The 14874-nt window shown below is 66.6% G+C and carries 11 protein-coding genes and 1 riboswitch; of the genes, 7 read left to right on the top strand and 4 right to left on the bottom strand.

All coding sequences use genetic code 11. The annotated features are described in order from the left end of the window. Position 1: 1 nt before the first annotated feature. The 3 genes from B5X78_RS05030 to olsF form a co-directional block, all read right to left on the bottom strand. A complete protein-coding gene (locus B5X78_RS05030; RefSeq protein ID WP_079723351.1) occupies positions 2–1102 on the bottom strand; it encodes a metal-dependent hydrolase in 1101 nt (366 codons plus the stop codon). 192 nt (positions 1103–1294) lie between these two features. Further along, positions 1295–2113 (bottom strand): UDP-2,3-diacylglucosamine diphosphatase, encoded by an 819-nt coding sequence (locus B5X78_RS05035; protein WP_079723352.1) that lies wholly within the window; start codon positions 2111–2113, stop codon positions 1295–1297. After that, complete coding sequence (gene olsF / locus B5X78_RS05040) at positions 2110–3825, bottom strand: bifunctional ornithine lipid synthase OlsF (protein ID WP_079723353.1); 1716 nt, start codon at positions 3823–3825, stop codon at positions 2110–2112. Before olsF ends, B5X78_RS05035 begins: the two co-directional genes overlap by 4 nt. 213 nt (positions 3826–4038) lie before the next feature. On the opposite strand from olsF, the gene metK reads away from it, so the two are divergent. The 6 genes from metK (at position 4039) to B5X78_RS05070 (ending at position 10385) form a co-directional block, all read left to right on the top strand. Further along, positions 4039–5250, top strand: a complete 1212-nt coding sequence (metK, locus tag B5X78_RS05045; protein ID WP_079723354.1) for a methionine adenosyltransferase — start codon at positions 4039–4041, stop codon at positions 5248–5250. Between the two features lie 124 nt (positions 5251–5374). Continuing rightward, positions 5375–6001 carry a CDP-alcohol phosphatidyltransferase family protein gene (locus tag B5X78_RS05050; protein ID WP_079723355.1) on the top strand — a complete coding sequence of 209 codons (627 nt, stop codon included), beginning with the start codon at positions 5375–5377 and terminating at the stop codon, positions 5999–6001. Between the two features lies 1 nt (position 6002). Beyond that, on the top strand, positions 6003–6596 hold the full coding sequence (locus B5X78_RS05055) for a lysophospholipid acyltransferase family protein (RefSeq protein WP_079723356.1): 594 nt from the start codon (positions 6003–6005) through the stop codon (positions 6594–6596). Beyond that, positions 6593–7570: a phosphatidate cytidylyltransferase gene (locus B5X78_RS05060; protein WP_079723357.1), complete on the top strand. Its 978-nt coding sequence runs from the start codon at positions 6593–6595 to the stop codon at positions 7568–7570. The genes B5X78_RS05055 and B5X78_RS05060 overlap by 4 nt, the downstream gene beginning before the upstream one ends. 39 nt (positions 7571–7609) lie before the next feature. Next, positions 7610–9475, top strand: a complete 1866-nt coding sequence (locus tag B5X78_RS05065; RefSeq protein ID WP_079723358.1) for an ATP-binding cassette domain-containing protein — start codon at positions 7610–7612, stop codon at positions 9473–9475. A gap of 43 nt (positions 9476–9518) precedes the next feature. Further along, positions 9519–10385, top strand: coding sequence for an alpha/beta hydrolase (locus B5X78_RS05070; protein WP_079723359.1), 867 nt, complete (start codon positions 9519–9521; stop codon positions 10383–10385). Between the two features lie 48 nt (positions 10386–10433). Here the strand turns inward: B5X78_RS05070 and ppc are convergent, their stop codons facing one another. Then, on the bottom strand, positions 10434–13157 hold the full coding sequence (gene ppc / locus B5X78_RS05075; protein WP_079723360.1) for a phosphoenolpyruvate carboxylase: 2724 nt from the start codon (positions 13155–13157) through the stop codon (positions 10434–10436). Between the two features lie 165 nt (positions 13158–13322). Next, positions 13323–13399, top strand: a riboswitch (S-adenosyl-L-homocysteine riboswitch). 38 nt (positions 13400–13437) lie between these two features. Between ppc and ahcY the strand changes: the two genes are divergently transcribed. Next, positions 13438–14871 carry an adenosylhomocysteinase gene (ahcY, locus tag B5X78_RS05080; protein ID WP_079723361.1) on the top strand — a complete coding sequence of 478 codons (1434 nt, stop codon included), beginning with the start codon at positions 13438–13440 and terminating at the stop codon, positions 14869–14871. Positions 14872–14874 lie beyond the last annotated feature (3 nt).

Below are 14874 nucleotides of genomic sequence, written 5' to 3' on the forward strand. Positions count from 1 at the left end.
CTCATGGGGAACCGTGCGTTGCGTCCGTGGTCGCGGGCGCCGGCGCGATGGGCGCAACCATCATCGCGCGCACCGGCTGATCACTGCTGTGCCAGATGCGCTGCCACATCGCCGCCAGCAGGCGTTTGACCCCATCCCAGCCGGAGACGGGAGCGCTCCACGGCTGCTGCACGGGCGTGATGGCTTGCCAGCGACCCTGCTGGCGCTGGGCGACTTCGAAACTGAAGCTGTAGTCCGGCTCCAGCCCCATGCGCAGGTCGGACAGCACCAGTCGTTCGTTCTCGACACGTGCGCGCATGAATCCGCGATTGAACCATTGCAGGCGCTGCACGGCCGGGAGGTCGGCGGTGGCTTCCAGCGCCTGCACGTCCGACGGGTAGGCGCGGTAATGCATCACCCCGTGATCGGCGATCAGCGAGTACTCGGCATCGACGTAGCCGGTGGGCGTCATCGCCACCACCCGCCACAGCAGCGTATTGAAAGGCAGCGGCGTGCTGAAGCGCGGTGCATCCTGCAGGCCCATCGCGGCCAGCGTGGAGTCTGCCACCGCATCCACCCTGGCCTTGGCCAGCAAGGACCAGCCCAGATAGCCGCTGCTCAGGGCCAGGCCCAGCAGCAGCGCACGCTGCGCCAGCGCCTTCTCGCGCCAGCACCAGGCCACGACACAGGCCAGCAGCAACCAGATCGTATAGAGCGGATCGATGATGAAGACGCTGGAACCCATGGTGGGATGCGGGTGCAACGGCCACCAGAGCTGGGTGCCGTACACGGTGAACGCATCGAGCAGGGGATGGGTGATCAACGACAGCTGGATCGCCCAGAACCAGCGCTGTGGCGACTGCGCCACGCGCTTGCCGCGCAACTTGAACAACCACCAGATCAGCCAACCGACCCAGGGCAGCACGAACAGCGAATGGCTGAAGCTGCGGTGCTGGGTCATCAGGGCGACCGGATCGTGGGTCAACAAACCGATCGGAATGCTGTCCAGATCCGGCAGCGTACCCAGCGCCGCACCTGCGAGCAGGGCAGCACGGCGGTGACCGGGCGGGGCGATGGCGGCGGCGAGTGCGCCACCAAGGACGATTTGGGAGAGGGAATCCATGCGCCGATGCTAGCAGCCCGCTCGCACGCGGTCGGGTGATGGGGCTTTGCTGTAGGAGAGGCGTTAGCCCCGAAGCTGGAGGAGTTCGGGAAACCAATTCAAAAGCGACGCTCAAACGCTTCCTGCTTCGGGGCTGCTTTCAACAGACGCATGTCTGATCAAGCCCCTCCTACGGTACGACGCGTGCTTCGGCTATGCGGCTCGCGGGATCTGGCTCGAGACCAGGCGCAGGCGCGGAGGGATTTCGCTCAGCACCTGGCCTTGATGGGACAGCAGGCAGAGGGTTCCATCGGCCTCTTCGCTCAACGCGGTCAGGCTTTCCACCCAGTCGCCATCGTTGGCGTAGATCAATCCTTCGCGCTGGATCAGCGCGGCGCGATGGATGTGGCCACAGAGGATGCCATCCAGGCCGCGACGTCGGGCGTCATCCAGGCCGGCCTGGACGAAGCGTTCGATATAGCGCTCGGCGGCCGAGCTCTGCCGCTTGAGGTATTCGGCCAGCGACCAGTAGCGCAGGCCGAGCAGGCGGCGGATGCGGTTGGTCAGTCGATTGCCGGTGAGGATGCGGTAATACAGCCAGTCGCCAAAGCGCTCCTGCAGACCGCCGAAGTGGGTGACGCCGTCGTACTCGTCACCGTGCACCACCAGCAGGCGACGACCGTCGGCGGTGACGTGGATGGCGCGTCGGCGTACCTGCATCGCCGGCAGCATCAAGCCGCAGAAGCGGCGCGCCGGGCGATCATGGTTGCCGGGCACGTAGATCAATTCAGTGCCCGCGCGCGCCAGCGCATGCAGTTGCTCGATGACCCGGTTGTGCGCAGCGTCCCAACGCGCGCGGCGTTGCGCCATCCACCACAGGTCGACGATATCGCCCACCAGATAGAGCCGTCGACAGCGCACGGTGGCCAGGAAGTCGGCGAACTCCGCCGCGTGGCAATGCTTGGAACCCAGATGGACATCGGAGACAAAGACCGCGCGACGCAGGGGAGCTTCGGCGGCCGGGCCCTTCATGCCGGCACCGCTTCGCTTTGCGTCGGCAGGTAGCGCGCTCGCTTGCGTGGGTGCAGGCGATGCAGATCCACTTCGATGAGGCCGTCGATGGAATCGCTGAAGGCCGGGTCGACGCCAAAGGCCAGAAAGCGCGCGCCGCCGGGTTCGCACAATTCGGTGTACTGCTTGAAGAGCATGGGCACGCTCGCGCCCAGACTGTCCAGATGGCTCTTGAGGATCTGGAAGCCGGTTTCGGCATCGACTTCGCCAAAGCTGGGCGGCACGGCGGCGTAGCGGAACGGCGTGCGCGAGATGGCTTCGCGCTGCTCGCTGCCGTAGTAGCGCGCGTAATAGGACACGATGGTTTCGCGCGCATGCAGCGGCAAGGCGGCGCTGATCGAAACCGCGCCGAACAGATAGCGCACCTGCGGATGCCGGCCCAGGTAGGCGCCGATGCCCTGCCAGAGGTAGTCGATGCTGCGGCTGCCCCAGTATTCCGGCACCACGAAACTGCGCCCCAGCTCCATGCCCTGGGCGATGCGCAGCAAGGCGTCGTCGGCGTAGCGGAACAGCGACGCCGTGTAGAGCCCCTTCAGGCCGTGCTCGGCCAGCGTCGAGACACCGCGGGCCACCCGATAGGCGCCGGCAATTCGCTGCGCGGCGGCATCCCACAACACGATGTGCTCGTACCAGGCGTCGAACGGATCCACGTCCAGGCGCTTGCCGGTGCCCTCGCCCACCGCCCGGAAGGTCAGCTCGCGCAGGCGGCCGAGTTCGCGCAGCAGCGGTGAATCCGGCGCCAGCCGGCCCACGCAGATGCGCTTGCCATCGCGGGTCTGGCCCAGGGTTTCAAGCGCTTCGATACAGGCCAGCAACTGCGCGGGCGGCAGGGCCTCGATGACCGGCTCGGGTTCGCTGGCAGCGGCCATGGACGGCTCGTTGCGGCCCAGCGCATACAGGGTCCGGCGCAGCTGGCGCAGTACCGCGCGGTCGTCCTGCTGCGCGGCGATGGTCAGCGGCTTGCCGACCCGCAGGCTGACCCGGCGCTGGCTGCGCTTGAACATCTCGCGCGCCAGCAGGGCCGTGCCCATCGGCTTGAACAGCGCCGAGGCGCCATAGAACAAGGCCGAGTTGCGCGCCTGCACGCGAATCGGCAACACCGGCGTGCCGGTGGCGCGGGCGAAGCGCAGGAAGCCGCGACGCCAGCGGCTGTCGGTGACCCCGCGCGGACCCAGGCGCGAGACTTCGCCGGCCGGGAAAATGATCACGCACTGCTCGTCTTCCAGCGCCTGCTCCACCGCCCGCAGGCTGTCGGCGCGCACGCGGCCGCCGAGGATGCGCACCGGCAGCAACAATCCGGACAAGGGCTCGATGCTGGCCAGCAGGTCGTTGGCGACGATGCGCACGTCGCGGCGCACGCTGCCGACAAAATCCAGCAGCGCCATCGCGTCGAGCGCGCCGGAAGGATGGTTGGCGATGATCAGCAGGCGCCCGGCGGGCGGAATGTGGCCGCGCTCGACCGGTTCCACCGTGTAGCGGAGGTTGAGGAAGTCGATGGCCGCCTGCAGGAAGGCGAAGTCGCGCAGGTGCGCGTGCTGGGACAGGAAGGCGTGCGCGCGATCCAGTCCGGTCCAGCGCCCGAGCGTGCGCAGCAGTGGCCGGGCCAGGTGGCCGCGGCGACCACGGAACCAGTGGGGATAGCGATCGGCGAGCTGTTGTTCCAGTGGGCGCATGGCGTTTGGAGGTGTGCGCCGACGGCGCATTCGCCGCGCAGCCTGCGCCCGCGCCGCGACAGCGGCATGGCAAAGGCAAGGCAGTTGCATGACACAACGCGGGGCCCCGGATTTAACGAAAGGGGCACCCTGAACGGCGCAGAATGCACACACGCTCCGGCGCGTGTATCATGCGCACCCATCTTTTCATCCGAATACAGGGATATAAGCCCGATGTCCAACTACCTGTTCACCTCCGAATCGGTCTCCGAAGGCCATCCGGACAAGGTCGCCGACCAGATTTCCGATGCCGTGCTGGACGCCATCCTGGCCCAGGACAAGCGCGCCCGCGTGGCCTGCGAAACCCTGGTCAAGACCGGCGTGGCGATTGTCGCGGGCGAGGTCACCACCTCGGCCTGGATTGATCTGGAAGCGCTGACCCGCAAGGTGATCCTGGATATCGGCTACGACAGCAGCGACGTCGGCTTCGACGGCGCCACCTGCGGCGTGCTCAACCTGATCGGCAAGCAGTCGCCGGACATCAACCAGGGCGTGGACCGCAAGAAGCCCGAAGAACAGGGCGCTGGCGACCAGGGCCTGATGTTCGGCTACGCCACCAACGAAACCGACAGCTACATGCCGGCCGCGATCCACCTTTCGCACCGCCTGGTCGAACAGCAGGCCAAGGTCCGCAAGAAGAAGAACTCGCCGCTGCCGTGGCTGCGCCCGGACGCCAAGAGCCAGGTCACCCTGCGCTATGAAAACGGCAAGGCCGTGGCGATCGACGCGGTGGTGCTGTCGACCCAGCACGATCCGGACGTCAAGCAGAAGGATCTGATCGAAGCCGTGCGCGAGACCATCCTCAAGCCGGTGCTGCCGGCCAAGTGGCTGCACAAGGGCACCAAGTTCCACATCAACCCGACCGGCAAGTTCGTGATCGGCGGCCCGGTGGGCGATTGCGGCCTGACCGGTCGCAAGATCATCGTTGACACCTACGGCGGCTGGGCCCGTCACGGTGGCGGCGCGTTCTCGGGCAAGGATCCGTCCAAGGTCGATCGTTCGGCCGCTTACGCCGCCCGCTACGTGGCGAAGAACATCGTCGCCGCCGGCCTGGCCGATCGTTGCGAAGTGCAGGTCAGCTACGCCATCGGCGTGGCCGAGCCGACCTCGATCTCGGTCACCACCTTCGGCACCGGCAAGATCAGCGACGAGAAGATCGAAAAGCTGATCCGCAAGCATTTTGACCTGCGCCCGTACGGCATCATCCAGATGCTCGACCTGATCCACCCGATGTACCAGGCCACCGCCTCGTACGGTCACTTCGGCCGCAAGCCGCAGGAAATCAGCTACCTCGACGGCGCCGGCAAGAAGCACACCGCGACCGCCTTCTCCTGGGAGAAGACCGACCGCGCCGACGCCCTGCGCAAGGACGCTGGCCTCAAGTAAGCAGCGCTACGCCGGACGGTTGCCTCCACCCAGGCGTGTCCGGCTTCACAGCTTGCGAAAAACCCCGCTCCGGCGGGGTTTTTTGTTGCCGCTTTCGGCCGCGGCTTTCGTCTATGCTCGATGTATGGGGAATATCAACGACCGACGGCCAATCGCCGCGCGTGGCAGCGCCTGGGCCCAGCGACTCAGTGCGGCGCTGGCCGCCAGCGCCATCACGCCCAACCAGATCTCGGTGGCGAGCATCTTCTTTGCCGCGGTCGGGGCCTTGATGTTGCTGGTTGCGCCGACCAGTTTCGGCCTGATCGTCTGCGCGATCTGCGTGCAGCTGCGCCTGGTGTGCAACCTGCTCGACGGCATGGTGGCGATGGACGGCGGCAAGCAATCGGCCACCGGTGCGCTCTACAACGAATTCCCGGATCGCATTGCCGACTCGCTGCTGATCGTCGCGTTGGGCTACGCCGCCGGCGTGCCGTGGCTGGGTTGGTTCGGTGCGTTGCTGGCGGCGTTGACCGCCTATGTGCGGCTGGCCGGTGGCAGCCTGGGCCTGGTGCAGGATTTCCGCGGGCCGATGGCCAAGCAGCACCGCATGGCCGTGCTGACCGCCGCCTGCGTGCTGGCGGTGATCGAATACCACACCCTCGGCTCGGGCTATGTGCTGCCGGCCGCGTCGGCCCTCATCGCCCTGGGTGCACTGCTGACTTGCGTGACGCGCACGCTCGCCATCGCCCGCCAATTGCAGGCGCGCGGCTGAGATGCTGGCGCGTTCGCTGGCCACGCTGGCGCATGTCTTCATCGGCGCCTATCCGCGTTGGCAGGGTTCGCGCCCCGAACCGCGTCAGCGCGTGTACTTCGCCAACCACACCAGCCATGTCGACACGGTGGCGCTGTGGGCGGCGTTGCCACCGCCGCTGCGCGCGCGCACGCGCCCGGTGGCTGCACGCGATTACTGGGGCCATGGTCCACGCAATGTGCTGGCGCGGCGCGCCTTCAACGCGGTGCTGATCGAACGCGACCGCGACAAGGTCGAAGGCGATCCGCTGCAGCCGTTGTACGACGCACTGGACGCGGGCGATTCGCTGATCATCTTTCCGGAAGGCACGCGCAACGCCGAGATCCTGCCGCAGCCTTTCAAGTCCGGCCTGTTCCATCTGGCCCGCCGCTATCCGCAGGTGGAGTTCATCGCGGTGTATCTGGACAACGCCCGTCGCTGCCTGCCCAAGGGCAGCTTGATGCCGGTGCCGCTGATCTGCACGGTGCGCTTCGGCGCGCCGGTGACGCTGGCGGTGGACGAAGAAAAAGAATCCTTCCTGCAACGCGCGCGCGACGCCGTGGTGGCGCTGGCATGATCAGCAGCGCCCTGCCCCTGGACGGATTCGTCCGCGCCGCCATCGCCGCTGCACCGCGCTCGTTCTGGTGGGTGATTGGCGGGGTCATCGCGCTGCTGCTGGTGGCCAGCGTGATTGGCGCGCTGCTCAAGCGCTTCAAGCCCGGGCCGGTGATCGACAACCTCAACGCACGCATCAACGCCTGGTGGCTGATGGTGGCGGTGCTGGCCGCGTGCTTCCTGCTGGGCAAGGTCGCCACGCTGGTGCTGTACGGGCTGCTGTCGTTCTTCGCGTTGCGCGAGTTCATTTCGCTCACCCCCACCCGGCGCGGCGATCACCTGGCGCTGTGCCTGTGCTTCTACATCGCCATTCCGCTGCAGTACTTCCTGATTGGCATCGACTGGTACGGCCTGTTCGTCATGTGCATCCCGGTCTATGGCTTCCTGCTGCTGCCGGCGGTGACGGCGATCTCCGGCGACACCGAGGATTTCCTCGCCCGCAGCACCAAGGTCCAGTGGGGGCTGATGCTGACCGTGTACTGCCTGAGCCACGCGCCGGCGATGCTGCTGCTGCGCATCCCCGGCTACGAAGGGCAGAACCTGATGCTGCTGTTCTTCCTGCTGCTGGTGGTGCAGTTGAGCGACGTGCTGCAGTACGTGTTCGGCAAGCTGTTCGGCCGGCACCTGCTGGCGCCGCAGGTCAGCCCATCCAAGACGGTCGAAGGCCTGGTCGGCGGCGGCTTGGCGGCAGCGGCCATCGGTGCATCGTTGTGGTGGGTCACGCCGTTCAGCCCGCTCGAGGCTGGCTTGTTGTCGCTGCTGATCGTGATCTGCGGCTTCCTCGGCGGATTGGCGCTGTCGGCGGTGAAGCGCAGCCTGGGCGCCAAGGACTGGGGCGCGATGATCGAAGGCCACGGCGGCATGCTGGACCGGCTGGACTCAGTGGTGTTCGCCGCGCCGGTGTTTTTCCACGTCGTGCGCTACGGCTACCAATAAAACGCCGGTGGGCCGACGGCGGCCGGGTACAATGGCCGCATGTCTCTTCTGCAATTCCAGCGGGTCGACCTCAGCGTCGGCGGGCCGCTCTTACTCGAACACGTCGATCTGTCCATCGAAGCTGGCGAACGCGTCTGCATCGTCGGCCGCAATGGCGCCGGCAAATCCACCCTGATGCGGCTGATGGCCGGCGAACTGAAGCCGGACGACGGCGAAATCCGCGTGCAGAACGGCGTGGTGGTGGCGCGCATGGCGCAGGAAGTCCCGCAGGACACCCACGGCACGGTGTTCGACGTGGTCGCGCATGGTCTGGGCGATCTGGGCGACCTGCTGGCCCGCTATCACCACGCCTTGTCCGAAGGCGACATGGACGCATTGGGCGCGGCCCAGACCGAAATCGAAGCCCGCCATGCCTGGGATCTGGATTTGCGGGTCGAACAGGTCATCGCCCGCCTGGAACTGCCCGGCGAGGCGGATTTCGCCGCGCTCTCCGGTGGCATGAAGCGGCGCGTGCTGCTGGCCCAGGCGCTGGTGCGCAAGCCCGACATCCTGTTGCTGGACGAGCCGACCAACCACCTCGACATCGAAGCCATCGCCTGGCTGGAAGGCTTCCTCAAGCAGTTCGAAGGCAGCCTGGTATTCGTCACCCATGACCGCAGCTTCCTGCGCTCGCTGGCCACGCGCATCGTCGAAATTGATCGCGGCCAGCTGACCAGCTGGCCCGGCGACTACGACAACTACCTGCGCCGGCGCGAAGAACGCCTGCATGCCGAAGCGCAGGAGAACGCGCGCTTCGACAAGCTGCTGGCGCAGGAAGAAGTGTGGATCCGCCAGGGCATCAAGGCGCGCCGCACCCGCAATGAAGGCCGCGTCACCGCTCTGAAGGCGATGCGTCGCGAGCGCGCCAAGCGCCGCGAATTGACCGGCAACGTCAAGATGGAGGCCGCGGCGGCGCAGGCTTCCGGCAAGAAGGTCATCGAGATGACCGGCGTCACCCAGGCCTACGATGGCCGGGTACTGCTGCGCGATGCCAGCACCACGATCCTGCGCGGCGATCGCATCGGCATCATCGGTCCCAATGGCTCGGGCAAGTCGACCCTGCTCAAGATTCTGCTGGGCGAACTGCAGCCGCAGCAAGGCGAAGTGCAACTGGGCACCGGCCTGCAGATTGCCTACTTCGATCAGCATCGCAGCCAGTTGGACGAATCACTGACCGCGCTGGAAAACGTGGCCGAGGGCCGCGACTTTGTCGAGATCAACGGCAGCCGCAAGCACATCATCGGCTACCTGCAGGAATTCCTGTTCTCGCCCGAACGCGCGCGTGCGCCGATCACCCGCCTGTCCGGCGGCGAACGCAACCGCCTGCTGCTGGCCAAGCTGTTCGCGCAACCGTCCAACCTGCTGGTGATGGACGAACCCACCAACGATCTGGACGTGGAAACCCTGGAGCTGCTGGAAGAACTGCTGGGCGACTATCCGGGCACCCTGTTGCTGGTGAGCCATGACCGCGACTTCCTCGACAACGTCGTCACCAGCACCCTGGTGCTGGAAGGCGATGGCAAACTCGGGGATTACGTCGGCGGCTACAGCGACTGGTTGCGCCAGCGCGCGGTCGCCGAAGCCGCGGCGGCCAACCGGCCAGCCGCGCGTGAAGCCGTCGCCGCAGCACCCGCCGCCGCCGCGCCCAAGCGCAAGCTGAGCTACAAGGACAGCCGCGAACTGGAGCAGCTGCCGGCCCGCATCGAAGCGCTGGAAGGCGACATCGCCCAGCGCACGGCGGCGATGAACGAGCCGGCCTACTACCAGCAGGACGCGGCCGCGATGCAGCAGGCCAATGACGCGCTGGCCAGACTGCAGGCCGAGCTGGAGCAGGCCTACGCGCGCTGGGCGGAACTGGACGCGTAGCGGCCTGCTTGACCATCCAGGACGAATCAGGCGAACTTGATCCATGCCTGACACCGCCACCACTGCCTCCTTCCTGACCGAACACGGTACGCGCCTGCATCGCCGCGACTGGCGGGCCGCGCAACCACGCGCGCGACTCTTGCTGGTACATGGCCTGGGCGAACACAGCGGTCGCTACGCGCGACTCGGTGAGGAACTGGCGGCGGCCGGCATTTCGGTCTGCGCTTACGATCATCGCGGCCACGGCCAATCGGAAGGCGCGCGCGGCGTGCTCGAAGGCCACGACACCCAGCTGGCCCACGATCTGCTGGATGTCTTCCAGGCCTACGCGGCCGAGGGCGACGATCTGCCGTTTGTGTTCGGCCACAGCCTGGGTGGCCTGGTGGTGCTGTATGCGAGCGTGGTGATGGGTCTGACCCCGCGCGGCATCATCGCCTCCTCGCCCGCGCTGGCCACCCATGCCGGCAAGTTGCAGCGCAAGCTGGCAACTTGGCTGGTGGGGCGCTGGCCGCATTTCACCCTGCGCAACGGGCTGCCGGCCGACAAGCTGTCGCATGATCCGTTCGTGGGGCCGGATTACCGCCAGGACCCGCTCAATCATTCGCGCATCAGCGCGCGGCTGGCGTATTTCCTGTTTGCGGCGGGTCGTCGCACATTGGATGGCGCCGCTACGCTGAAGGTGCCGACGCTCCTGCAGTACGCCGCAGATGATCACCTGGTCGATGCGTCCGGCTCGCGGGCGTTTGCCGCGGCCGCGCCGCAGCGCAAGCTGGAGGCGCATGAGTATTTGCGCCTGTACCACGAGATCTACAACGAAGCTGAGGCGGATCGCAGTCGCGTGGTCGCGGACCTGCTGCGATGGCTTGACCTGCAATTGGACAAGCCGAAGCGCAGCAGCGAAGCGTTATAGTTCGGCGCTTGTGAAGCCCCTCCAACAGTTGCGACAGACAGCTTCGTATCAGCCGGTGTTCTGCACACCCTGCGACACGCCATTGATGCTCGCCACCAGTACCCGCAGCAAGGTGTCATCCTCGCGTCCGGTCGCGCGCCAGCGCTTGAGCAGGTCCGCCTGCAGCACGCTGATCGGATCGATGTAGGGATTGCGCAGGCGAATCGACAGCGCCAGCCGCTGATCGTGCTGCAGCAGCCAGCTATCGCCCGTCAGCTTCAGCACCCACTGCAGGGTCAGCGCATGTTCGTGCTGGATGCGCGGGAAGAAGTCGCCATGCAGATCGCCGGACATGCGCGAGAACATCTCGGCGATGCTCAGGTCGCCCTTGGCCAGCACCATCGAGATGTCATCCAGGAAGGTGCGGAAGAACGGCCAGTCGCGCGCCATTTCCTGCAAGGCTTCCACGCCATGCGCTTGCGCGGCGGCTTGCAGGCCGCTGCCCACGCCGTACCAACCGGGAATCACCGCGCGCGCCTGGCTCCAGGCGAACACCCAGGGAATCGCGCGCAGGTTGCCCAGCGCCGCATCCTGGCCGAGTCGACGCGACGGCCGCGAGCCGAGGGTCATACGTTCGATTACGTCAATCGGGGTGGCGCTGCGGAAGTAGTCCATGAAACGCGGCGCGCCGACAAAGTCGCGATAGGCCTGGCTGCTCTGGGTGGCCACGCTGTCCATGATCGTGCGCCAACCGGGCTCGCGCGGTTCCGGTGGACGCGGTCGCAGCGACGACTGCAGCACCGCGCCAGTGGCCTGCTCCAGCGAACGCAGCGCCAGCGCGCGAATACCGTACTTGCGGTGGATCACCTCGCCCTGCTCGGTGACGCGCAGGCGGCCATCGACGCTGCCGCGCGGAGAGGCATCGACCGCGCGCGTGGTCTTGCCGCCACCGCGGCTGATCGATCCACCGCGGCCGTGGAAGAAAGTCAGCTTGATGCCCAACTCGTTGGCGGTCTGCAGCAGTTCCACCTGGCCGCGTTGCAGGCCCCAGCGTGAGGCGGCGATGCCGCCATCCTTGCCGCTGTCCGAGTAACCCAGCATCACCATCTGCACATTGCCGCGCGCAGCCAGATGCTGGCGGTAGACCGGATCGGCGAGCAGATCGCGCAGGGTTTCCGGGCCGTGGCGCAGGTCGTCCACGGTTTCGAACAGCGGCGCGATATCCAGCGGCACCGCACCGTCGTCATCGACCAGCCCACCACGTCGCGCCAGCGCCAGCACGGTCAGCACGTCGGCGCGGTTGTGCGCCATGCTGATGATGTAGGCGCCAAGAGCTTCGGCGCCGTGGCGGCGGCGCGCATCGCCGAGTGCGGCGAAGACCGCGTCCAGGCGCGCATTGCCTTCGTCCTGCACGGCCGGCAGCGCTTGTTCGCCGCTGGCATAGGGCCCCAGCAGGGCGCCGCGATCGGCGGCATCGCGGTTTTCCCAATCGTCATCGCCGAGCGCGGTGGCCACGGCGCGCGCATGCACGCTGGATTCCTGGCGTACATCCAGGCGAGCCAGGTGGAAACCGAAGCTGCGCACGCGCCAGGCCAGGCGGCGCACCGCGAACCAGCCGGCGTGGATGCCGCGATTGAGCTCCAGGCTGTGCAGGATCAACTGCACGTCGGCGGCGAATTCATCCGGGCCGGCATAGCCTTCCGGGCGATCTTCCAGCGTGGCCTGCAGGCGCGCGCGCATCAGATCATTGAGCAGGCGATACGGCATGTCGCCGTGGCGCGGACGCGAGACGCCGGCAGCCTTGGGCAGCAGCGCGCGGTACTCTTCCACGCGTGCCAGCACCTCCGGCGACACCGCCACCAGCGAGGTTGACTGGCTCAACAGGGTGGTGAGCTGACGCAGCTCCTTGAGATAGCGGCGCAGGATCGAAGCGCGTTGGGCGTTCAGGGTGGCGGTGATCGTGCCGCCGTCGACGTTGGGATTGCCATCCATGTCGCCGCCCACCCAGGTGCCGAAGCGCAACAGGCGCGGCAGCTGGCCGGTCAGCGCCGGCTGTGCGCCGTAGACCTCGGTCAGCGCGTTCTCCAGGGTTTCGTAGAGCACCGGCATGACCCGGTACAGCACTTCGATCAGATAGAAGCCCACATGCTCGCGCTCGTCTTCCACGCCCGGCCGCACCGGCGAGGAATCGGCGGTCTGCCAGGCCGAGGTCAGCGCCATGCGGAAGCGCGCGGTGTCGGTGGCCTGCTCGCCGGGCGTGCGTTGGCCATCCAGTCCGTTGACCAGGCTGGCCACCATCAGTTGTTCTTTTTCCAGCAGCGCGCGCCGCACCGCTTCGGTGGGATGGGCGGTGAACACCGGTTCGATGTCGATGCGCGGCAGCCAGTCGGCCAGTTCGTCGATGGTGACGCCCTGCTGCTTCAACTGCTGCAAGGCGTGCTGCAGGCCTTCCGGTTGCGGCTTGGCGCTTTGCAGGCGCTGGTAATCACGGCGGCGGCGGATGCGGTGCACGCGCTCGGCGATGTTGACCACCTGGAAGTAGGTGCTGAAGGCGCGGATCAACTGCTCGGCGTCGGCCGGCTGCATGCCATCCAACAGGCCGGCCAGCGACTGCGGCGGCGCGTCGCTCTGGCGGCGGGCGATGGCGGTGGTGCGCACGCGCTCCACCTCGGCCAGGAAGTGCGGCGAGACCTGCTCGGCCAACATGTCACCGACCAGCGCGCCAAGGCGGCGGACGTCTTCACGCAGGGGGACATCGGGGGCGGCGAATTCGAGACTGCTTGGGCTGTTCATGCTTGGGACGCGAGGCTTCCAGTCAATCCAGGGGGACGGTCGGGCAGGCGCCGCGCGGGGCGGGCCGGACGGCCGGGTCTGCTGCAAGGCAGCAAAACCCAAGCCTACCCCATCCCCGCCGGGCTTGGCTTATCTTTTCATCCGGAACAAGCGATATAATGCCGCCTCGCCAAGGGGCGCTGCGACCGTGGATAGGCACGGCCAGGCTTGGCGGAACTTTTCTGTAACGGCGCCCGGTCAAGAATGCGAGCCCCGCTCGCCACTTTCCGGAGCCGAAACAATGAACGCAGTACGCCAGTTCTCCACCGAGGGCGATTACAAGGTCGCCGACATCTCCCTGGCCGATTGGGGCCGCAAGGAGATCGACATCGCCGAGCATGAAATGCCGGGCCTGATGTCCATCCGCCGCAAGCACGCCACCGCCAAGCCGCTCAAGGGCGTGCGCGTGACCGGTTCGCTGCACATGACCATCCAGACCGCCGTGCTGATCGAAACCCTGGTGGACCTGGGCGCCGACGTGCGCTGGGCTTCGTGCAACATCTTCTCCACCCAGGATCACGCCGCTGCAGCCATCGCCGCCACCGGCACCCCGGTGTTCGCCTGGAAGGGCGAGTCGCTGGAAGAGTATTGGGACTGCACCCTGGACGCGCTGAGCTTTGCCGGCGGCAAGCAAGGCCCGGAACTGGTCGTCGATGACGGCGGCGACGTCACCCTGCTGATCCACAAGGGCTACGAGCTGGAAAACGGCTCTGACTGGGTCAACACCCCGTCCTCGAACCACGAAGAACAGGTGATCAAGAACCTGCTCAAGCGCGTGCACAAGGAACGTCCGGGTTACTGGGCCGAAGTGGTCAAGAACTGGAAGGGCGTCTCCGAAGAGACCACCACCGGCGTGCACCGCCTGTATCAGCTGGCCGAAGCCGGCACCCTGCTGATCCCGGCCATCAACGTCAACGACTCGGTCACCAAGTCCAAGTTCGACAACCTGTACGGCTGCCGCGAATCGCTGGCCGATGGCCTGAAGCGCGCGATGGACGTGATGCTGGCCGGCAAGGTCGCGGTGGTCTGCGGTTACGGCGACGTCGGCAAGGGCTCGGCACATTCGCTGCGTGCCTACGGCGCGCGCGTGATCGTCACCGAGATCGATCCGATCTGCGCGCTGCAGGCGGCGATGGAAGGCTTCGAGGTCAACACGATCGAAGACACCCTGGGCCAGGCGGACATCTACGTCACCACCACCGGCAACAAGGACATCATCACCATCGATCACATGAAGGCGATGAAGGACCAGGCCATCGTCTGCAACATCGGCCACTTCGACAACGAAATCCAGGTCGATGCGCTGGTGAACTTCCCGGGCGTGCAGCACGTCAACATCAAGCCGCAGGTGGACAAGTACATCTTCCCGGGCGGCAATGCGCTGTTCCTGCTGGCCGAAGGCCGCCTGGTCAACCTGGGTTGCGCCACCGGCCATCCGAGCTTCGTGATGTCCAACTCGTTCGCCAACCAGACCCTGGCTCAGATTGATCTGTGGGCCAACAAGGACGTGTACGAGAAGACCGTGTACCGCCTGCCCAAGCAACTGGACGAAGAAGTGGCTCGCCTGCACCTGGAGAAGATCGGCGTCAAGCTGACCAAGCTGACCCAGGATCAGGCCGACTACCTCGGCGTGGCCGTGGAAGGTCCGTACAAGCCGGATCACTACCGCTATTGATCG

Source organism: Pseudoxanthomonas indica, assembly GCF_900167565.1.
Classification (GTDB): domain Bacteria; phylum Pseudomonadota; class Gammaproteobacteria; order Xanthomonadales; family Xanthomonadaceae; genus Pseudoxanthomonas_A; species Pseudoxanthomonas_A indica.

Bases quoted from the DNA above. Each gene is read 5' to 3' on its own strand.
- B5X78_RS05030 (WP_079723351.1), bottom strand. From the start codon at position 1,102: ATGGATTCCCTCTCCCAAATCGTCCTTGGTGGCGCACTCGCCGCCGCC.
- B5X78_RS05035 (WP_079723352.1), bottom strand. From the start codon at position 2,113: ATGAAGGGCCCGGCCGCCGAAGCTCCCCTGCGTCGCGCGGTCTTTGTC.
- olsF (WP_079723353.1), bottom strand. From the start codon at position 3,825: ATGCGCCCACTGGAACAACAGCTCGCCGATCGCTATCCCCACTGGTTC.
- metK (WP_079723354.1), top strand. From the start codon at position 4,039: ATGTCCAACTACCTGTTCACCTCCGAATCGGTCTCCGAAGGCCATCCG.
- B5X78_RS05050 (WP_079723355.1), top strand. From the start codon at position 5,375: ATGGGGAATATCAACGACCGACGGCCAATCGCCGCGCGTGGCAGCGCC.
- B5X78_RS05055 (WP_079723356.1), top strand. From the start codon at position 6,003: ATGCTGGCGCGTTCGCTGGCCACGCTGGCGCATGTCTTCATCGGCGCC.
- B5X78_RS05060 (WP_079723357.1), top strand. From the start codon at position 6,593: ATGATCAGCAGCGCCCTGCCCCTGGACGGATTCGTCCGCGCCGCCATC.
- B5X78_RS05065 (WP_079723358.1), top strand. From the start codon at position 7,610: ATGTCTCTTCTGCAATTCCAGCGGGTCGACCTCAGCGTCGGCGGGCCG.
- B5X78_RS05070 (WP_079723359.1), top strand. From the start codon at position 9,519: ATGCCTGACACCGCCACCACTGCCTCCTTCCTGACCGAACACGGTACG.
- ppc (WP_079723360.1), bottom strand. From the start codon at position 13,157: ATGAACAGCCCAAGCAGTCTCGAATTCGCCGCCCCCGATGTCCCCCTG.
- ahcY (WP_079723361.1), top strand. From the start codon at position 13,438: ATGAACGCAGTACGCCAGTTCTCCACCGAGGGCGATTACAAGGTCGCC.